Here is a 20,321-nt window from a genome sequence, read left to right on the forward strand (position 1 = left end):
AGGGTAGTAGCCACCGGCGGGCTATCCGAAAAACGCGCCCGCCCCCATGGTGGGGGCGGGCGCGTTCGCGACGAATTCCAGTGTCTGCCTTGGCCTATCGACGCATGAACGACGGCACGTCGACATCGTCGTCGTCCGCGTCCGGCGGCTGGATGTGGCCGCGGCTGTTGCCGCCGATGGTCGGATCGACCGACGGCCGCGGGGCGCTGTAGGACGGCGCGGGGCCGCGCTCGGCCACGGGGGCCGGGGCGGGGGTGGCCGGAGCCTGCGGCGGTTCCACCGGGCGGGCGGGCTCGGCGGCGCGGGTCGAGCTGTATTCGCTCGCGCGGCTGACCGATCCGGCCGAGGCCGAGCTGGTCGTGGAGGCGGTGCTGCTGAAGCGGCTCACCGAGGGCTCGATGCGCCGCGACGGGCCGTTGCCGTCGAATCCGGCCGCGATCACCGTGACGCGGACCTCGTCGCCGAGGGAATCGTCGATGACCGTACCGAAGATGATGTTCGCCTCGATGTGCGCGGCCTCCTGGACCAGCGAGGCGGCCTCGTTGATCTCGAACAGACCGAGGTCCGAACCACCGGCGATGGAGAGCAGCACGCCGTGCGCGCCGTCCATGGAGGCTTCCAGCAGTGGCGAATTGATGGCCGCCTCGGCCGCCTTGACCGAACGACCCTCGCCGCGCGCGGAACCGATGCCCATGAGGGCGCTGCCCGCGCCGGACATGACCGACTTGACGTCGGCGAAGTCGACATTGATCAGGCCCGGGGTGGTGATCAGGTCGGTAATGCCCTGAACACCGTTGAGCAGCACCTCATCCGCGGAACGGAAGGCATCCATCAGCGAGACGGCCGCGTCGCCCAGCTGCAGCAGGCGGTCGTTGGGGATGACGATGAGGGTGTCGCAGGACTCGCGCAGGGCCTGGATGCCCGCCTCGGCCTGGTTGCTGCGGCGCTTGCCCTCGAACGAGAACGGCCGCGTCACCACGCCGATGGTGAGCGCGCCGAGTTTGCGGGCGATGGAGGCCACGACCGGCGCGCCGCCGGTGCCCGTGCCGCCGCCCTCACCGGCGGTCACGAAGACCATGTCCGCGCCCTTGAGGACCTCTTCGATCTCGTCCTTGTGGTCCTCGGCGGCCTTGCGGCCGACCTCGGGATCGGCACCGGCGCCCAGGCCGCGGGTCAATTCCCGGCCGACATCGAGCTTCACGTCGGCATCGGACATCAGCAGAGCCTGCGCGTCGGTGTTGACCGCGATGAACTCGACTCCCTTGAGTCCCTGTTCGATCATCCGGTTGACGGCATTCACGCCGCCGCCGCCGATACCGACGACCTTGATCACAGCAAGGTAGTTGTGCGGGGGCGTCATGGGCTCTCGCCTTCCTTCGATCTGAAACAGCTTGTCGTCTTCGGTTACTGGCAAAACTCCGGCGTTATGGTCTCGGTCCGATAAACCCTCAACCATAGCTTCAGCGTTATGTCAAGTATCCGACTGGTGCGGAACGGTATTCGCAGCCACCGCGTTACTAGCGCAGGCGCGCCGAAACGAGTGTCAGAATCTTGTGTGATTCGCCTCGTCCGACCCACCTGAGCATCGTATCGTGGACGGTTGCCCTCCGGTCCTGGATCGGAACCGACGGTGCCCTTCCGGCAAACCACCGAAAATTTCGGCGGCCCAATGGGTATCGCTCACTTTACCGTGACCAGATTCGGACTCGTAACATCGAATACCTTGCCCGGCTGGGAAAGCAGGGGTCCGACCACCGCCGCCTTGCGCGCGGAGTCCGCGGTTCCTCCCCACACCACCGTACGGCCGTCACGCAACTCCAGGGCAATATCCGAAACCGAGCGGGCCACAACCGCTCCCACGCCCAACTGGTCACGCAGCGGTATCGGAATGGCGGCCATGACCGCGACCGCGGCCCTGGTCACCGGATCCGAACCGCCCGGATGGTCGGTAATGAGTTTGGGCACTCCGGGTCCCGGCGGCTCGATCGCGAATTCCACGCTGTCGCAATCGAGCAGATGTGTCCCATCCGGGCTGTCGAAGTACAACACCGGGGTGCGCTCGACCACGGTCACCCGCACGGTCGACGGGAATACCCGTTGGACGCGGGCGGATCGGACCTTGGGTAGGTGCGCGACGCGTTCGGCCAGCGCGTCGGTGTCCAGCCGCAGCATCGAGCGACCGTCCGGTACCCGCAGTGCGTCCAGAACCTGTTGCTCCGGAACGGCGGCCAGACCATCGACGCGGACGGTCCGAACCGACAGCAGCGGAGTGAAATACGCGACAAGGCCGAAGGCGATCAGCACGACGACACCGACCAGCGCGCCGAGACGGACTCGGCGGGATCGCCAGGCGCTCGGCCGATACGTGACGTCTTCGCTCCCGGCGTCCTCTCCCCCGCCCTCGCTCATCTCCGGCTCACCGCCCGTGGCCGGGTCGCGCGCGCAGACCGTCCAGGATCTGGCTGCCCAGCATGGTCACATCGCCCGCGCCCATGGTGATCACCACATCGCCGGGCCGCGCCAGCGCGCCCACCTGCTTGCCGACCCGCGACATATCCGGCTGGTAGTGCACGGGTTTGGTGACGGCATTGGCCACCAGCGCGCCGTTCACGCCGGGCAGCGGCTCCTCGCGCGCGCCGTACACGTCGAGCACCACGACCTCGTCGGCCAGCGAGAGCGCCGCGCCGAACTCGGTCGCGAAAGTGGCCGTGCGACTGTACAAGTGGGGCTGGAAGACCACGATCACCCGACCGGGCCGCGAGCGCGCGCCGTCGCGGGCCTCCTGGGCGACCAGCTCGGCGGCGGCCGAGAGCACCGCGCGCACCTCGGTCGGATGGTGGGCGTAGTCGTCGAAGACGCGCACGCCGTTCTCCCGGCCGGTGAGCTGGAAGCGGCGGTGCACACCGCCGAAACCCTCCAGGCCCTGGATGATTTCGCCCATATCGGCCCCGGTGGCGCGGGCGGCCAGCAGCGCGCCGAGCGCGTTGAGGGCCATGTGGCGGCCGGGCACCGACAGGCGCAGTGTGCGCGGGGCGGACTCGTCGGAGAGCTGGAATACGGCCACGCCGCCGACATCGCGGGGTTCCCAGGACAGCAGCCGCGCGCCGACGGGGACACCGGAATCGGCGATGTCGGCCGAGCCGTAACCGATCACCTGAATGCCGCGCGGATCGTCCTTCAGCTTGGCGACCGACCGCTGGGCCAGGCCGAGCGAACCCGGATCGTCCAGGCACACCACCAGCCGCCCGCCCGGTTCGAGCCGATCCACGAAGTCGTCGAAGACCTGGACGTAGGCCGCGTCCGTGCCGAAGTAGTCCAGGTGGTCGGATTCGATATTGGTGACCACCGCGACATCCGGCGCGTACTGCAGCAGCGAGCCGTCGCTCTCGTCGGCCTCGGCCACGAAGATGCCGCCGGTGCCGTGGTGGGCATTGGTGCCCGCCTCGTTGAGCTCACCGCCGACCGCGAAGGACGGGTCGAGTCCGCAGTGCTGCAACGCCACCACGAGCATGGAGGTGGTGGAGGTCTTGCCGTGCGTGCCCGAGACCAGCAGGGTCTTGTGGCCCTGCATGAGCGAGGCCAGCACGGCCGGGCGCAGCAGCACGGGCACGCCGCGCTTGTGTGCCTCCACCAGTTCGGGATTGGTCTTGGGGATGGCGGCGTAGGTGGTGACCACGGCGGTGGGTCCGCCGGGCAGCAGATCCAGGGCCCCGGCGTCGTGGCCGATGCGCACCTGGGCGCCGCGCGCCCGCAGGGCCAGCACACCGCGGCTCTCCTTGGCGTCCGAGCCGGACACCATGCCGCCACGCGACAGCAGAATTCGGGCGATACCGGACATACCGGCCCCACCGATGCCGATCATGTGCACGCGTCGCAGATGGTCGGGTAAATCGGTGTGCACTCCTGCGCTGGGCTGCGTCGCGGTGGGCGCATCGCTGTCCGGCCGCTCCACTGTCACCTCGAATTACCCCGTTCCCTGGCGTGTTTCATCGGATAGTTGGGTTCCCAGGCGCGAGTGCTGCGCCACGATTCCGTGGAGCGGCTGCTGCGCCGGGCCGAATCCGAATCTATCGATCGCCGCGACGCCGCTTCCGAGCCGCCCCGGCCTCGGCCCGATGGTAGCGCGCGCTTCTGCGGCGGGGGCTTGACCTTGCCCTTCGGCTTGGGCTTGGCCTTGGCTCGGGCGCGGGCCGCGTTCGCCCGTGTGGGCGAATACATTTCGGGTTTGGGCAGCCGCAGCAGACGGCTGAAGCGGCCGTCGCCGCCGCCGTGCAGCGCCGCCACCGCCTCGGGTTCGTGGCGGGCGGCATTGGCGATGATGCCGAACATGAACAGGGTGATGGCCAGCGAGGAGCCGCCCGCGGAGACCAGCGGCAGCTGCAGGCCGGTCACCGGCAGCAAACCCACGACGTAGCCGACATTGATCAGGGCCTGGCCGGTGATCCAGGTGGTGGCCGAGGCGGTGAGCAGGCGAATGAACGGGTCCACCGAGCGCGAGGCGATGCGCAGACCGGTGTAGACGAACAGCGCGAAAAGCCCGAGCACCAGGGCGCATCCGAGGAATCCGAGCTCCTCGCCGATGATGGCGAAGATGAAGTCGTTGTGCGCGTTGGGCAGATAGCTCCACTTGGCGCGCGACTGGCCCAGCCCGCGCCCCCAGATGCCGCCGTCGGCCAGCGAATACATGGCCTGGCGGGCCTGGTAGCCGATGCCCTGCGGATCGTCGCCCGGGCTGAAGAACCCGCGCATGCGGTCGGAGCGGTATCCCGACGAGAGCGCCAGGATGGCTGCGGCGACACCGCCGGACACCGCGATGGTCACGAACATGCGCAGCGGCAGCCCGCCGAACCACAGCAGCGCGGACATGACGATGCCGAGCGCGATGGTGGTGGACAGGTTGGGTTCCAGCATGACCAGCGCGCACACCAGCAGGCCCGCGGGCACCAGCGGCATGAGAATGTCCTTGTACCCGGCCCTTTCGCTCTGCCGGGAGGCCAGCAGGTGCGAACCCCACACCACCAGTGTGATTTTCGCGATCTCCGAGGGCTGCACGGACACGAACCCGAGGTCGAACCAGCGCTGCGAGCCCTGGACCTTGGTGCCGACGCCGGGGATGAGGACCAGCACCAGCAGGACCACCGACAGCGCGAACACCGGGAAGGACAGCGCGCGCATCACCCGCATGGGGATGCGCAGGGCGATGTAGAACAGCACCGCGCCCAGTGCGGCGAACATCGCCTGCTGGATGAACAGCGAATACGGTGATCCGCCACCGGTATACGACTCGACGCTCGAGGCCGAGAGCACCATGACCAGGCCCAGCACGGTGAGCAGCACCGCGATGGTCACCACCAGGTGATACGACGCCAGCGGGCGGGCCAGCCATGCTCCGAACCATCCGGTTCGCGCACGCGGTGCCTGGTTTCCGACCCGCCGCGGCGTCGCCGTCGTCATTCGGTTCTCCCGATGTCCTTCTCGTCCAGGGCCTGCACGGCGGCCGCGAAGGCGCGTCCGCGGTGCGTGTAGTCGGCGAACATGTCCAACGACGCCGCGGCCGGGGCCAGCAGCACGGTGTCGCCTCGACTGGCGAATCCGGCCGCCACGCGCACCGCGCGTGCCATCACCGCTTCGGGTTCGATCTCGGTGAAGGGGTCACCCATCCGAGCATCGTCCCCCGAATTCAGCTCCACGACCGGGACATCCGGGGCGTGTCGCGCGAGTGCGGCCGCGATCACCGGCGCGTCCTGGCCGAACAGCACGGCCGCGACGAGGTGCTCGCGGCACTCCTCGATGAGGTCCTCGACGCTGGCGCCCTTGAGCTGACCGCCCGCCACCCAGATCACATTGGGGTGGGCCAGGATCGAGGAGCGCGCGGCGTGCGGGTTGGTGGCCTTGGAGTCGTCGACGAATTCGACGCCGGACAGCTCGCGCACGAAGGCGGCGCGATGCGGGCCGACCTTGTGCTCCTGCAGGCCCTCCTTGACGAACTGCGGTGCCACGTCGATGGATCGGGTGAGCGCGGCCGCGGCCAGCGCGTCGGCCACCCCGGCCGGGCCCTGCGGGCTGATATCGCCGGTCTCGGCCAGAATGGCGGCCTTGGTGAAGGCGCGGTCGAGCAGTTTGCCGTCCACCACGCCGAGCTCGCCGTCGGCGGGCACGCCGATGCGGAAGCCGACGGTGCGGCGCGCCTTGGACTTTCGGGCCAGCGCGGCGGCGACCGCGTCGTCCAGGCCGACCACGCCGACGCGTCCGGTCAGGGCGCGGGCCTTGGCGGCGGCGTAGGCGTCGAGGCCGCCGTGCCAGTCGAGGTGGTCCTCGGCCACGTTCAGCACGACACCCGCCTCCGGCCGCACCGACGGAGCCCAATGCAGTTGGAAGGACGAGAGTTCCACGGCCAGCACCTGCGGACCGGGATTGCGGCGCAGCGCGTCCAGGATGGGCAGGCCGATATTGCCGCATGCCACCGACGGGATGCCCGCCGCGCGCAGAATCGAGTGCGTCATCTGCGTGGTGGTGGTCTTGCCGTTGGTGCCGGTGATCACCAGCCACTTGCGGACCGGACCGTAGATGCGGGCCTGATCCACCCACCAGGCGAACTCCACATCGCCCCACACCGGAATGCCCTCGGTGACAGCGGAAACCAGGACCGGGGAGTCCGGCCGCCAGCCCGGGCTGGTGATGACCAGCGCGAAGCGGCGCAGCGCGTCGGGTTCGAGCAGATCGGCGGTGGTGGCGGTGCCCAGGCCGAGTTCGGCGGCCTCCGCGAGGGCCTTGCCGCCGCCGTCGGTGACGATGGGTCGCGCGCCGATGTCCTGCAGCGGCTCGATCAGCGAGCGCCCGGAGACGCCCCAACCGGCCACCAGCACATCACGGCCACGCAGGAATTCCAGCATGGGCCCCGGTGAACGCAGGACCCTCGGAGAATGTTCGGACATTGCTGCTCACTCACCCTGCCGCAGAGAGGTATTCGCTGTAGAACAGGCCCAGACCGATTGCCGAGGCCATGCCGGCCAGCAACCAGAACCGGATGATCACCGAGGTTTCGGCCCACCCGCTCAGCTCGAAGTGGTGATGGAACGGTGCCATCTTGAACAGGCGATTGCGCGTGGTGCGGAAGACCGCCACCTGCAGCACCACCGACGCGGCCTCGGCCACGAACAGCGCGCCGATCACGACCATGAGCAGCTCGGCGCGGGTGGTGATGGACAGACCCGCGAGCAGACCGCCCAGCATGAGCGAGCCGGTGTCGCCCATGAAGATCTTGGCGGGCGCGGCATTCCACCACAGGAAGCCGATGCAGGCCGCGCCGCCCGCGGCGCACACCAGCGCCAGATCCAGGGGGTCGCGCACGTTGTAGCAGCCCGCCACCGCGTGCGCGGAGCAGGCGTTGCGCCACTGCCAGAAGGTGATGATCATGTACGCGCCGAGCACCAGGCTCATGGAGCCCGCGGCCAGACCGTCCAGGCCGTCGGTCAGGTTGACCGCGTTGGACCAGGCCACCACCAGCAGGCAGACGAAGGCCAGGAAGATCACCACGGCCATCGACACCGTATTGATGTCGCGGGTGTAGGACAGGTGCTTGTCGGCGGGGGTGAGGCCGTGCATGTTCTTGAATTGCAGTGCCAGCACACCGAAGACGACGGCCGCGGTGAGCTGGCCGATGTACTTGCCCGCCGCGGTCAGCCCCAGATTGCGCTGCTTGCGCAGCTTGATCAGGTCGTCGAGGAAGCCGACGAAGCCCAGCGCGGTGGCCAGGCCCATGACCAGCAGGCCCGAGGCCGAGGGGCCGGGTTCGCCGTAGGTCATGGAGATCAGGTGCGAGCCCAGGTATCCGGCCCACATGCCGATGATGATGGCGACGCCGCCCATGGTGGGTGTACCGCGCTTGGCCTTGTGGCTCTCCGGGCCGTCGACCCGGATCTCCTGTCCGAAGCCCTGTTTGGCGAAGTAGCGGATGACCACGGGGGTCAGCAGGATGGAGACGGTCAGCGCGATGGCCGCCGACAGCAGGATCTGGGTCATCGCGCGGCCTCCAGCAGATGCTCGGCGACGGTCCACAGACCCACGGACTTCGAGGCTTTCACCAGGACCACCGCACCGGGCTCCAACTCCTCGTCGAGTAGCGCGATGGCCGCGTCGATATCGGGCACGTGGACGGCCTCCTCACCCCAGGAGCCCTCCTGCACCGCGCCTTGGAACATGGCGCGCACCGGTCGGCCCTGGCCGACGACGATGAGGCGATCCACGTCCAGGCGCACCACCAGGCGGCCGATCTTGTCGTGTTCGAGGACGGATTCCTCGCCCAGCTCACCCATTTCGCCGAGTACCGCCCAGCTCGGGCGCGGCTCGGATCCCGCCTTGGACATGGTGACCAGCGCCTTGAGGGCCGCGCGCACCGAATCCGGGTTGGCGTTGTAGGAGTCGTTGACCACGGTGACGCCGTCGGCGCGGGTGCGCACGTCCATGCGGCGGGCCGAGGCGGCGGTCGCGCCGGACAGCGCGTCCGCGACGGTGGCGAGGTCCGCGCCCAGGCCCAGGGCGACAGCGGCTGCGGAAAGCGCGTTGCCGACCTGGTGCTCGCCGTGCACGGCCAGGTGGATATCGGCGGATTCGCCGTTGGCGTGCAGGGTGAATCGCGCGCGGGCCTGATCGTCGAGGGTGACGTCGGAGGCGCGCACATCGGCGTTCGAGGCCTGGCCGACGGTGACCACCCGGGCCTGTGTCCGTTCGGCCATCTTCGCGACCAGGTGGTCGTCGAGGTTCAGCACGGCCAGGCCGTCGGCCGGAAGGGCTTCCACGAGTTCGCCTTTGGTCTGCGCGATGGCCTCGCGGCTGCCGAACTCGCCCAGGTGCGCGGTGCCCACATTGAGCACGACGCCGATGCTGGGCGGGGCGATCTCGGTGAGCGCCTTGATATGTCCGGGACCGCGCGCGGAGAGCTCGAGCACCAGGAAGCGGGTGTCGGCGTCGGCGCGCAGGGCGGTCCAGGGATGGCCGATCTCGTTGTTGAACGAACCGGGCGGGGCCACAACGGGTCCCAGCGGGGCCAGGACGGCGGCGATCAAATCCTTGGTGGAGGTCTTGCCCGAGGAGCCGGTCACTCCGACGACGGTCAGGGTGCCCGCGGCGACCAGGCGGTCGACGCTGACGCGGGCCAGTTTGGCCAGGGCGTCGAGCACGGCCGCACCCGAGCCGTCGGTGTCGTGAGCGAGTGCGATGGCACGCGTATTGCCGGGCCGGGGCGCCACCACGATGGCCGGGACCCCGACCGGCCGGGCGGCCAGCACCGCGACCGCGCCCCGCGCCACGGCCTGCGCCGCGAAGTCGTGGCCGTCGGCGTGCTCGCCCGGCAGCGCCAGGAACAGGTCACCCGAACCCGCCCGGCGCGAATCGAATTCGGCCGCGCCGGTGACCTTCGCCTCGGGGTCCGGGGCGTCGTGCAGCGTGCCGCCGACGACCTCCGCGATCTCCCGCAAAGTCATCTCGATCATGAATGCGTCAGGTCCCTCGTCTTTTCCGACAGGGCGGCCGCGAGTACCTCGCGGTCGTCGAACGGATGCTTCACGCCTGAAATCTCCTGCCCTGTCTCATGTCCCTTGCCCGCGATCAACACCACGTCGCCGGGCCGGGCCCAGTCGACGGCGGCCTTGATCGCGGCCGCCCGGTCCCCAACCTCCCGGACCTCACCGCGTTCCGCGCCCGGCACCTGGTCGGCACCGGCGAGCACCGCGGCGCGAATGGCCGCCGGGTCCTCGCTGCGCGGATTGTCGTCGGTAATGATGGCCAGGTCGCTGCCGCGCGCCGCCGCCGCACCCATCAAGGGCCGCTTGGCCGTATCGCGATCACCGCCCGCGCCCACCACTACCGCCAGACGCCCCTCCCCCTGCTCGGCCAACCACGCGCGCAGGGTCGCCACGACCGATTCGATCGCGGCGGGCTTGTGCGCGTAATCCACCACGGCCAAGAACTCCTGACCCCGGTCCACCCGCTGCATGCGTCCCGGGACATCGACGTCGCCGAGCGCCGCGGCGGCGGTCTCCGCGTCGACCCCGGCCGCCGCGCAGACCGCGACGGCCAGCAGGCCATTGGCGATGTTGTACGCGCCCGGAAGCCGCAGGCGCACATCCACATTGACACCCGGGCCCGCGGCGGTGAATTCCTGGGTGCCGCCGGGTCCGGTGGTCGAGGTACCGGCGGTCCAGTCGGCCGGAACATCGGCGCGCGTCGCCACGGTGAGCAGGCGCGCGGCGGTGTCGCCGGATTCCGCAGCGAGCGTGTCGGTTACGTCGGCCGCCAGGCGCTGTCCCCACTCGTCGTCGATGCAGATGACGGCCTTGCGCGCGGCGACCGACGGACGCGCGGTGGCGGCCTCCGAGCGGCCGTCCGGAATGAACAGGCGGCGCTTGGCGGCGAAGTAATCCTCGAAGTCGGAATGGAAGTCGAGGTGGTCCTGCGACAGGTTGGTGAACGCGCCCACCGCGAAGGACACCCCGTCCACCCGGCCCAGCGCGAGCGCGTGACTCGACACCTCCATGACGACCGCGTCCACGCCCTGCTCGACCATGAGCGCGAACATGGCGTGCAGCTGCGGCGCTTCCGGCGTGGTCAGCGCCGAGGGCACCCGGACACCGCCGATGCGGGTCTCGATGGTGCCGATGAGCGCGGTGCGCAGCCCGGCGGCGGCGAGCCCGGCCTCCACCAGATACGAGGTGGTGGTTTTGCCGGAAGTGCCGGTGATGCCGACGATGCGGAGTTTGCGAGACGGGTCACCGTAAAGAGCCGAGGACAACTCGCCGAGCACGGCGCGCGGGGTGTCGTGGATCAGGACGGGGACGGCGATCGCGCCGATCAGGTCCGCGCCCGCCGGATCGGTGAGGATGGCGGCGGCTCCGCGCTCGACCGCGTCGTGGGCGAAGCGGGCACCGTGGGCCTTCTCCCCGGCCAGGCCCGCGAAAAGATCGCCCGGCAGAACGGCATTGGAGCGTTGCTCGATGCCGGTGACCTGGATGTTCTCCAGCACCTCCGCGGTGTCAGCGCTGCGCGCCCCTGTCAGTTCTGCCACCTGACGCAGGCTGGTCGCTGCGTTGGCAGCGGGCCGAAGCACCTGCGGGCTGGACTGCGCGGGCACGAAGCTCCTCTCCGGGGTGACTGTCATATGCATGAATCGTCCGGCTGACCGGATCGACGTGTCAGGTTACCTGTGTTCGATCGCCGTGCGATCGGCACGGCGTAGTTCGGTCACCCGCCGGTACCCACACCGGCGGCGGCGTACATCACGATCATGTGTTCCTTGCTCTAACTCGGCTCTAACTCGCCTGCAGAATCAGCTGTTTGGCGGGCGGCGACGGCGGGATGCGATCCCGCTGCAGCAGCCACGAGGCAATGCTGTGGAACAGCGGCGCGACCGAACCGCCACCGCTGCCGTCGGAGCTGCGCACCGGCGCGTCCAGCATCATGCCGATCACATAGCGCGGATTGTCGGCGGGGGCCATGCCCGCGAAGGTGATCCAGTAGCGGTCGCTGGAGTAGCAGTGGCACTTCGGATCGACCTGCTGGGCGGTGCCGGTCTTGCCCGCGATCTGATAGCCCTCGATGGCGGCCGGGACGCCGGTGCCACCCTGGTTGCCGCCATTGGGATCCTTCTGCACCACGGCCTGGAACATCTGCCGCAGGGTCTGTGCGGTGCGCGGGCTCACCACCTTGACGCCGTCGGGTTGGGGTTCTTCGGTGCGGACGCCGTCGGGGGCGATCTTCGCCTTCACGATGCGCGGCGGAATCCGCACGCCGTCATTGGCGATGGCCTGGTACATGGCGGTCATCTGCAGGGTGGTCATCGAAAGGCCCTGGCCGATGGGCAGGTTCGCGAAGGTGGAACCCGACCACTGATCGCGCGCGGGCAGCACGCCCGCGCTCTCGCCGGGCAGTCCGACGCCGGTGCGCTGACCGATGCCGAAACGCTTGACCATGTCGTACCAGCGATCCTCGCCGACCCGCTGGGCCAGCATGAGGGTGCCCACGTTCGACGACTTACCGAAGACGCCGGTGGTGGTGTACGGCGCGTTGCCGTGCACCCACGCGTCGTGCACGGTGACGCCGCCCATGCTGATGCTGCCCGGAACGTCCAGCACCTCATCGGGAGTGGTGACACCGTATTCGATGGCCGCGGCCGCGGTGACGATCTTGTTCACCGAGCCGGGCTCGAAGACCTCCTGCACCGACGGGTTGCCCAGATCGGTGGTGGACCAGGTGTTCGGATCCATGGCCGGATTGAAGGTGTTGTCGTTGGCCATGGCCAGCACCTGGCCGGTATGCACGTCCAGCACCACCGCCGAGGCCGCGCCCGCGCCCGAGAGATCCTTGGCCTGCTGGACCTGCTGCTGCACGTAATACTGCAGATCCGAATCCAGGGTGAGCTCGACGCCGGAGCCGTTGACCGCGGGCTGGCGGTCGCGCCACGAGCCGGGAATGACCGCGCCGTCGGAGCCGCGGTCGTAGGTGAGCGAACCGTCGGATCCGGCCAGCTGCGCGTCCATCGAGGACTCCAGGCCGATCTGACCGTGCCCGTCCCAGCCGGTCGCGCCGATCACATTGGCGGCCAGCGAGCCACCGGGATATTCGCGCATGTCCTGGCGTTCCAAACCGACCTCGGGGAACTGCAGATTGATATCCGCCGCGACCCGGGGATCGACATTCCGCACCAGGTATACGAACGGTTCGTCGCTCTTCAGCTTGTCGAGAATGTCCTTCTCGGGGGCGTCCTTACCGAGCTTGTCGTGAATGTATTTGGCGATGGCCGCGAGTCGATCATCGGGCTTGGGCGCGGAATTGGGCTTCTTGTCGTATTCGTCGGACAGATCCTTGCGCACCCGCACCGGCTGAAAGGTCAGGGCCTTGGCCGCGATGGTGAAGGCGAGGGATTTTCCGTACCGGTCCAGAATGGCGCCGCGGGTCGCGGGATCGGCCACCTTCACGGTGCGCTGACTGGCCGCCTCCGCCGACAGTTTCGGCGCGGAAATGCTTTGCACCCAGAGCAATTGAATGGCCGCCACGGCCAACGCCACCAGCATGACCACGCGGCCCACTCCGAACCGGAAGCGCGTACCCGAATCCAGGCCCGGAGCGGGCCGCGGTCTGGACTGGCGGCCCGGACCGGAACCCGCACGGCCGGAACCGCTTCGGCTGCGGGTGGTGGTCGTCCTGCCGCGCCCCGAGTCGCGCCCGCGCCCCGCGCGGGTAGGGCTCATGAAGCGAGTCCGTTCGTCATCGCGGTGCCCCGTTCGCCTGGACCTGCGGGTTCTGCGGGATGGTCGCCGCCGGAACGGGATTCGCGGCGGTGGTGGTCGGGGCGGCCGGGGTGCTCGACGGGGCCGGGGTGGTCGTCACCGGGACGACGCGGTCGGCCTGGGGCTGGCCCGGCTTCGGGGGCGCGACCGTGGCGGCGGGCGGGGTGGTGTTCAGCGGCGGGACCGGGGAGCCCTGGGCGGGTTGCGGAGTGCCGACCACGGTGACCTGGCCGTCGGGGCCGATCAGCAGGCGGGCCGGGTCCTTGGCCGGGATCATGCCGAGTTCGGCGGCGCGCTGGGCCAATTCGGGGGCCGAGTCGGCGGCGGCGACCTCGCGCTGCAGGGCGTCGCGTTCGTCGGACAGCTTCTGGTTGGCGCGGCGCTGATCGCCGAGCTGGTAGGAGTCCTCGGTGGCGCGGGTGGTGAGCAGCAGCGTCAGGGCCAGACCGCAGCCCAGCAGGGCGATGATGGTGGCCACGAAGGACATGCGGCCACGCGGCACGGTGTCGCTGCGGCGGCCGCGGCGCATACCCGGGATCTCGGTCCTGCCGCCCTCGCGATTGCGCCGCTTGGCGTAGGCGCGTTGGGCCGCACCCGATTTCACGCGCTCGGCGGCCTGCACCCGGCGAGCCCCCCGGCCCGCCGCCTGCTTCTGAATCGTCATAGCGCGGCCCCGATCCAGCGGGTCGTCCCTCGCCACGTGTGTACGCCGAGCCTCACGAATTGTCCTCCCCTGCTATCCGTTCCGCCGCCCGCATACGCACGGGGGCGGCGCGCGGGTTCTCGTCGATCTCCTGCTGGGTCGCCTTCTCCGCGCCGCGGGTCAGGATCTTGAATTCCGGTCCCATGCCGGGCAATTCGACCGGCAGGTCCAGCGGGGTGCGCGAGGCCGACCGCTTGGCCAGCTCGGTCTTCACCACGCGGTCCTCGAGGGACTGATAGCTCATGACGCAGATCCGACCGCCGGGCGCCAGCGCGTCCAGCGCGGCGGGCAGGGCGGCCTCGAGCGATTCCAGCTCCCGGTTCACCTCGACGCGCAGCGCCTGGAAGGTGCGCTTGGCCGGATGCCCGCCGGTGCGGCGGGCGGCGGCGGGAATGGTGTCGTAGAGCAGTTCCACCAGTTGCGCGCTGGTGGTGAACGGCGTGCGCTGGCGGCGGCGGACCACCTCGGAGGCGATCTTGCCCGCGAAGCGTTCCTCGCCATAGATTTTCAGGACCCGGGCCAGCTCGCCGTGGCTGTAGGTATTGAGCACGTCGGCGGCGGTGGGGCCGGTGCTGGAGTCCATCCGCATGTCCAGGGGCGCGTCGATGGAGTAGGCGAAGCCGCGTTCGGCCTCGTCCAGCTGCATGGAGGACACACCCAGGTCCATGAGAATGGCGTTGACCGAGGACTTCTCGGGCAGTCCGGCCTGTTCCAGGGCATGGGCGATGCCGTCGTACCTGGTGTGCACCAGGGTGATCCGGTCGCGGAACGGGGATAGTCGCTCCCCGGCCAGCTTCAGCGCGGAGGTGTCGCGGTCCAGGCCGACCAGGCGGATGTTCGGATAGGTCCGCAGGAAGTACTCGGCGTGACCACCGAGGCCCAGGGTGCAGTCCATGTAGACCGCGCCATCGGAATGCAGTGCGGGACCGAGGATTTCATCGGCGCGATGCAGGAGAACCGGAACATGGCGGGGGCCGTCACTGCCTCGGTGCACCTGGACCTCCCGGAATTTCCTGCCTCACGTTCTTCGCACGGCCGCGCAGGGTCGCTTGCGAATCGGACCTTCGAAAGTTACGCGAATGCCCCGTGGTCTCTGACCGAAGCACCGCACCTGGCGTTGGGGAAGTACGTCAGGGTCGGTGTCGGGCAGAGGCCGCAGGGCACTCGCCTCGCTGCGGGCTAGAAGATCCCGCCCAGCGACTCGTCTCTGGCCTGCGAGTAATCCTCCTCGTGCTCGGCGAGGTAGGAATCCCACGCCGTCTTGTCCCATATTTCGAGGAAGTCGACCGAGCCGATCACCACGCAATCCTTGGTCAGATTGGCGTAGCGGCGGTGTTCGGGCGACAGCATGATCCGGCCCTGTGCGTCCGGACGTTGCTCATCGGAGGAAGCCGCCAAGGCCCGGACGAATGCGCGGGCCTGCGGGTTCGATCGGGAAGCGGCCGCGGCTCTCCGCGCGAGCGCGGTGAACTCGTCCTTGGGATACACGGCAAGGCTGTGGTCTTGTCCCTTCGTGACCATCAACCCTCCCGCCAGCTCGTCCCGGAACTTCGCAGGCAACGTCAGTCGCCCTTTGTCGTCCAACCGAGGGGTATAGGTACCGAGAAACAAGCCCCGACACCTCCTACCGGATCACCCTCTCGACTGTTCGGCCTCCTGTAGTGCGCGCTCCACATTACCCCACTTTCCCCCACTTTCAATCGAAAGCGCCGGTGATCTCGGTCCCCGCTTGGCGAACTTCGCAGGTCACACCAGCTATCACGGTGGTGGGGAAGATTTCTCGCAGTTCCCCCGACACGCGCGACGCGCGCCGATGAGCACCCGACAACAGCCAGCAAACCCGCAGATAGCGGGCATTCCAGGCGTCCGTGGGGAGGTGTGGGGAGGGCGCGTGGGTCGATGTGGGGAATCGTGGAATCCGCCCGACACGCCGAAACGGCACCTACGAGAAACGCCGTGACGCCACACACGAAATCGGTGTGGCGTCACGGCGTGTCGCGAGCGTTTCAGTTAGGCGGCCGAACGGAACTGGCCAGTCGGCCGAATGGAGCTAACTGCCCTCTTCGAACCTCTTGCGGAAGCGGTCCTCCATCCGAGCGGAGAACCCGCCCGGCTTGCGCTGCTTACCGCGGTTGGCACCGGGAGCGCCGCCCGTGCTCGGATGCGCGTCGCCCGACGGACTCGTCGACCCGCTCATGCGAGGGCCACCGATCAGCAACAGCACGCCCGCGGCGAACATGACGATAAAACCGACCAGACTGATGATCGGGAAGCCGCCCGGCTTGAACGGTGCGGCAATACCTGCCACCAATAGGAACAGACCGAGGACGAACAGGGCTGCCGCCTGAAGTCTGCGTCGGCCGGTGGCAGAACGTAACCGTCCACCCCGAACAGTCGAGGCGAACTTCGGATCCTCAGCATAGAGCGCGCTCTCGATCTGTTCGAGCATGCGCTGCTCGTGCTCGGAGAGTGGCACGGTACCTCCCCCGGCACTAGGTGGTGGCTGTCGCCTCCGGGTAGACGACGGATAGCCGACCTTGGCGGCTGTCTGCCACCAATAATACGAGTTCGGCTAGATCGCGACCACCTACTCGCCGATACTCACGCCAGCATTCCGGTTACCCACCCTGAACTGGGGCGCAGCCGAGCCGCGGCGGCCAGCAGATCCTCCACGTCATGCAGGAATGCGCCTACCCGCGAAGCGAACTCGTCGGCGCGGCGATCATCGACGGGCCTTGGCAACCCCGCTTCCAGGGCCGCGCGAGTCTCGGACTGACCGGTGAAATAGTCGGCCCACATCACGAATTCCGGTGCCGCGCGCTGCATCAGGACCCAGGCGTTGCGAGAACGCGCGCGGGGCGCGCGGTCTGCCCCGGTGAGGGCGAGCACGGCGGCGGCGCCGCGCAGCGCCGCCAGGTACGCGGTGCGGAATCGCTCCGCGGGATCCGTTTCCCCCTGGGCTTGCAGCAACAGACCATCCGCCTTGCGCAGTAGGTCTCCGGCGCGGCCGGGGTGGCCCGACCGTTCTGTTTTCCCGCTCATTTCGGGTACCTCCCCACTCGCTTACCCGATTCATGCCGACGTGGCCGTGGCGTATGCCGAGGTGGCCCCGCAAGATCGAACAGGTATTCGAAGGTTTCTGTTGGGTTTGAATATAGAGAGACCCACCGACAAGTTGAGCCGTCCGCCGTGGCGCTACTGTCGAATCCATCTGTCCGCGCCAACGGAGAGTTGCGTCCCGCCGATGACCGCAGTCACCCCCAAACCGACACCCGCACCCGTCGTGGTCGACCTGTCGGCCGCGACCCTGCGGCACCGGCTGCACGACGCCCTCGCGGTTTATGTGGCGGCCATGGACTATCCGCGCGGCACCGAACACCAGCGCGCGCCCATGTGGACCGAGCACACCACGCGCCCCGGCTGGCAGGCCGTGGCCGCGGTGCTGCCCGACGACGACGGGCGGCTGGACCTGCGCACCGCGCCGATCGTGGCCATCGCCTACGGCTATCACGGCGCGCCGCACCAGTGGTGGCATCAGCAGGTGTACAGCGGTATGCGGCGCACCGGCTGGCCCGAACACGCGGCGCGGGAACTGCTTTCGGACTACTTCGAGCTCACCGAGCTGCACGTGCACCCGGCCGCGCAGGGGCGCGGGCTCGGCGAGATCCTGCTGACGCGGCTGCTGCAGAACCGGCCCGAGCGCACGGTGCTGCTGTCCACGCCCGAGGTGGATCGGGAGGCGAACCGGGCCTGGCGGCTGTATCGGCGGCAGGGGTTCGGGGATGTGGTGCGGCACTTCATCTTCTCCGGCGACACCCGGCGGTTCGCGGTGCTGGGGCGGCGGCTGCCCCTGTGGTCCGATAACACGCAGTGAGTACGAGGGGCGCGGTGAGCAAGGCGGACATCGGATCTCGGCGCATCGCCATCGTCGGTTCGGGGCACAATGCGCTGGTCGCGGCCTGCTACCTGGCGCGGGCCGGGCATCGGGTGGAGGTGCTGGAGCGGGACACCGTGCTGGGCGGGGCGGTCTCGACGATCGAGCGGTTCCCGGGACACCAGATCGATCGCGGGTCGTCGGCGCACATCATGATCCGGCACACCGGGATCATCGAGGAGCTGGAGCTCACCGAGTTCGGGCTGCGGTACATCGATTGCGATCCTTGGGCTTTCGCGCCCGCACCGCCCGGCTCGGACCTGCCGCCCATCGTGTTCCACCGCGATCTGGACCGGACCTGCGCCTCGATCGCCGCGGCCTGCGGTGAGCGGGACGCCGAGGCGTATCGGCGGTTCGCGACCGTGTGGGGGCCGCGCAGCGTGCGGGTCATGCGGGCGTTCTCGGGGACGCCGACGGGCGGGCAGCTGCTGAAGTCGTTCTGGGGCATGGATCCTCGCGAGGCCGCCGGGGCGACCGGGCGGGCCAGCGGCGGGGCGCTCTCGCGGGAGATGATGCAGTCCGGAGATGCCCTGCTGGACAGTCTTTTCGACAGTGAGCGACTGAAGGCGGCGCTGGCCTGGTTCGGGGCGCAGTCCGGGCCACCCATGTCGGAGCCGGGGTCCGCGCCCATGGTCGGGTTCGCGGCGCTCATGCACATCCTGCCGCCGGGGCGGGCGGTCGGCGGGAGTGGCGCGTTGAGCGCGGCGCTGGTGGAACGGTTGAAGTCCGATGGCGGCACGGTGAGTGCCGGGGATGCGGTCGCCGCCCTGGCGCGGGTCGGCGACGGCTGGGAGGTGCGCACCGAGGGCGGGCGAACCGTCCACGCGGACACCGTCATCGCGGGCTGCCACATTCTCACCACGCTGAATCTGCTGGAACGCGGCGGTTTCGACGCCGGGACGATCGCCGACTGGCGTCGCCGCATTCGCGTCGGCCCCGGCATCGGCATGGTCGTGCGGGCGGCCACCACCGCGCTCCCCCGCTATCCCGGCGCGGAATCCGCCGAATCCGCCCACGGCCTCCAGCTGCTCGTCACCGACCGCCGTGAACTGCGCCGCGCGCACGGTGCCGCGCTGGCCGGTGACCTGCCGCCCCGGCCGGTCGTGCTGGCGATGAGCTTCACCGCCCTGGACCCCACCCTCGCCCCTGCGGGCGAACACAACCTGACCCTGTGGTCGCAGTGGCACCCGTACGATCTGGCCGACGGCACGAAATGGTCCGACCACGCCGACCGCGAGGCCGACCGCATCATCGCCGAACTCGACTCGTACGCACCGGGTTTCGCTGACACCGTGCGGCACCGCCATGTCCAGACCCCCGCCGACCTGGAAGCCGAGATGGGCCTGCTCGGCGGCAATGTCATGCACGTCGAGATGTCCATCGACCAGATGTTCATGTGGCGACCGCTGCCGGAACTCGCTGGCCAGCGCGTGCCGGGCGCGCCGGGCCTGTATCTCACCGGTGCCTCGACCCATCCGGGCGGCGGCGTCTCCGGCGCGAGCGGCCGCAGCGCCGCACGCCTGGTCGAGCGCGACCTGCGACCCGGTCGATTCTCATTCCTACGCAGGTGAACACGTCCGTCTCCCGGGCCACCGCCATTGCGGCCGTACCCGCCGCACTGCTCGTGCTCGCGCAGATCGCGTATCCGCTGGCGCACGGGGCTGGGCGGGATCGGGTGACGGTGGTGGTCGTATTGCTATCGGCCGCCACGGCTTTGACACATGCGGTGGTGACCCGGGGGATGCGGTGGGCCGCCGGGTTGGTGGTGATCGTGTCGGGGATCGGGTTGGGGGCCGAGGTGGTCGGGACGGCCACGGGGTTTCCATTCGGTTGCTATGACTACGCGAGTGGTCGGCTGGGGCCCGACGTGCTCGGGGTGCCGCTGGTGGTCGCACTGGCCTGGACCGGCGGGCTGTATCCGGTGTGGATCGCGGCGGGGATGGTGGGTGATGCTGCGGCGGGGCGGGTTTCACCGGCGGCTCGACGGATTGTGCTGACGGCGGTGGGCGCGGTCGGGTGGGATCTCTTCCTCGATCCGCAGATGGTCGCGGACGGGCAGTGGACGTGGTGCTCGACGGTTGCGGGATTGCCGGGGCTGGGCCGGATTCCGGTGACGAACTATCTCGGGTGGTTCGTCGTCGCGTTGATCATGGCCGGGTTGCTGGAGGCGTGGGATCGAACGGCTCCGGATACGGGTGCGGCACGTGGGGTTCCGGTGGCGGTGTTCCTGTGGACGTGGCTCGGGTCGACGCTGGCGCACGCGGTGTTCCTTGGCCTGCCGGTGTCGGCGGTGTACGGGTTTCTCGGGCTCGGGGTGCTCGGGTTTCCGCTGGTTCGGGAGCTGGGTGCCCGTCGAATCACGCTGCGGCCCGGCACGCATGGCACGATGTGAGCCGTGCAG

At 69.3% G+C, this 20,321-nt stretch carries 17 protein-coding genes; 3 read left to right on the forward strand and 14 right to left on the reverse strand.

Annotated elements, in window-relative coordinates; translation table 11 throughout:
* Positions 1-94: 94 nt before the first annotated feature.
* The 14 genes from ftsZ to VMT40_RS36205 form a co-directional block, all read right to left on the reverse strand.
* Positions 95-1,360, reverse strand: coding sequence for a cell division protein FtsZ (gene ftsZ / locus VMT40_RS36140; protein ID WP_326364162.1), 1,266 nt, complete (start codon positions 1,358-1,360; stop codon positions 95-97).
* A 320-nt stretch (positions 1,361-1,680) separates the two neighbouring features.
* Positions 1,681-2,409 (reverse strand): cell division protein FtsQ/DivIB, encoded by a 729-nt coding sequence (locus VMT40_RS36145; protein WP_326364163.1) that lies wholly within the window; start codon positions 2,407-2,409, stop codon positions 1,681-1,683.
* Positions 2,410-2,416: 7 nt separating this feature from the next.
* Positions 2,417-3,862 carry a UDP-N-acetylmuramate--L-alanine ligase gene (gene murC / locus VMT40_RS36150; RefSeq protein WP_326364276.1) on the reverse strand — a complete coding sequence of 482 codons (1,446 nt, stop codon included), beginning with the start codon at positions 3,860-3,862 and terminating at the stop codon, positions 2,417-2,419.
* Between the two features lie 92 nt (positions 3,863-3,954).
* A complete protein-coding gene (ftsW, locus tag VMT40_RS36155) occupies positions 3,955-5,454 on the reverse strand; it encodes a putative lipid II flippase FtsW (RefSeq protein ID WP_326364164.1) in 1,500 nt (499 codons plus the stop codon).
* Positions 5,451-6,893 carry a UDP-N-acetylmuramoyl-L-alanine--D-glutamate ligase gene (murD, locus tag VMT40_RS36160; protein WP_326364277.1) on the reverse strand — a complete coding sequence of 481 codons (1,443 nt, stop codon included), beginning with the start codon at positions 6,891-6,893 and terminating at the stop codon, positions 5,451-5,453. Before murD ends, ftsW begins: the two co-directional genes overlap by 4 nt.
* A 52-nt stretch (positions 6,894-6,945) precedes the next feature.
* Entirely contained in the window at positions 6,946-8,022 is a 1,077-nt protein-coding gene (gene mraY / locus VMT40_RS36165) for a phospho-N-acetylmuramoyl-pentapeptide-transferase (RefSeq protein ID WP_326364165.1), read from the reverse strand.
* Entirely contained in the window at positions 8,019-9,491 is a 1,473-nt protein-coding gene (locus tag VMT40_RS36170; protein ID WP_326364166.1) for a UDP-N-acetylmuramoyl-tripeptide--D-alanyl-D-alanine ligase, read from the reverse strand. The genes mraY and VMT40_RS36170 overlap by 4 nt, the downstream gene beginning before the upstream one ends.
* Complete coding sequence (locus tag VMT40_RS36175) at positions 9,488-11,155, reverse strand: UDP-N-acetylmuramoyl-L-alanyl-D-glutamate--2,6-diaminopimelate ligase (RefSeq protein WP_326364167.1); 1,668 nt, start codon at positions 11,153-11,155, stop codon at positions 9,488-9,490. The genes VMT40_RS36170 and VMT40_RS36175 overlap by 4 nt, the downstream gene beginning before the upstream one ends.
* 151 nt (positions 11,156-11,306) lie before the next feature.
* Positions 11,307-13,244: a peptidoglycan D,D-transpeptidase FtsI family protein gene (locus VMT40_RS36180; protein ID WP_442790116.1), complete on the reverse strand. Its 1,938-nt coding sequence runs from the start codon at positions 13,242-13,244 to the stop codon at positions 11,307-11,309.
* Between the two features lie 16 nt (positions 13,245-13,260).
* On the reverse strand, positions 13,261-13,947 hold the full coding sequence (locus VMT40_RS36185; protein WP_326364168.1) for a hypothetical protein: 687 nt from the start codon (positions 13,945-13,947) through the stop codon (positions 13,261-13,263).
* Positions 13,948-13,999: 52 nt separating this feature from the next.
* Positions 14,000-14,980 carry a 16S rRNA (cytosine(1402)-N(4))-methyltransferase RsmH gene (gene rsmH / locus VMT40_RS36190; RefSeq protein ID WP_326364169.1) on the reverse strand — a complete coding sequence of 327 codons (981 nt, stop codon included), beginning with the start codon at positions 14,978-14,980 and terminating at the stop codon, positions 14,000-14,002.
* 185 nt (positions 14,981-15,165) lie between these two features.
* Positions 15,166-15,597 (reverse strand): division/cell wall cluster transcriptional repressor MraZ, encoded by a 432-nt coding sequence (gene mraZ, locus VMT40_RS36195; RefSeq protein ID WP_326313116.1) that lies wholly within the window; start codon positions 15,595-15,597, stop codon positions 15,166-15,168.
* 439 nt (positions 15,598-16,036) lie between these two features.
* Positions 16,037-16,462: a DUF3040 domain-containing protein gene (locus tag VMT40_RS36200; protein ID WP_326364170.1), complete on the reverse strand. Its 426-nt coding sequence runs from the start codon at positions 16,460-16,462 to the stop codon at positions 16,037-16,039.
* Between the two features lie 125 nt (positions 16,463-16,587).
* Entirely contained in the window at positions 16,588-17,028 is a 441-nt protein-coding gene (locus VMT40_RS36205) for an SAV_6107 family HEPN domain-containing protein (RefSeq protein ID WP_326364171.1), read from the reverse strand.
* Between the two features lie 202 nt (positions 17,029-17,230).
* Here VMT40_RS36205 and VMT40_RS36210 point away from each other — a divergent pair, with 202 nt between their 5' ends.
* Genes VMT40_RS36210 through VMT40_RS36220 form a run of 3 tightly spaced genes read left to right on the forward strand, consistent with a single transcriptional unit; the run spans position 17,231 to position 20,312 of the window.
* The gene (locus VMT40_RS36210; RefSeq protein WP_326364172.1) at positions 17,231-17,860 is read left to right on the forward strand and encodes a GNAT family N-acetyltransferase; all 630 of its coding nucleotides are present in this window, start codon (positions 17,231-17,233) and stop codon (positions 17,858-17,860) included.
* A 14-nt stretch (positions 17,861-17,874) separates the two neighbouring features.
* A complete protein-coding gene (locus VMT40_RS36215; protein ID WP_326364173.1) occupies positions 17,875-19,491 on the forward strand; it encodes a phytoene desaturase family protein in 1,617 nt (538 codons plus the stop codon).
* Complete coding sequence (locus tag VMT40_RS36220; protein WP_326364174.1) at positions 19,488-20,312, forward strand: carotenoid biosynthesis protein; 825 nt, start codon at positions 19,488-19,490, stop codon at positions 20,310-20,312. The genes VMT40_RS36215 and VMT40_RS36220 overlap by 4 nt, the downstream gene beginning before the upstream one ends.
* Positions 20,313-20,321: the final 9 nt, after the last annotated feature.

Source organism: Nocardia sp. CDC160, from assembly GCF_035818795.1.
In the GTDB taxonomy this organism is placed as follows: domain Bacteria; phylum Actinomycetota; class Actinomycetes; order Mycobacteriales; family Mycobacteriaceae; genus Nocardia.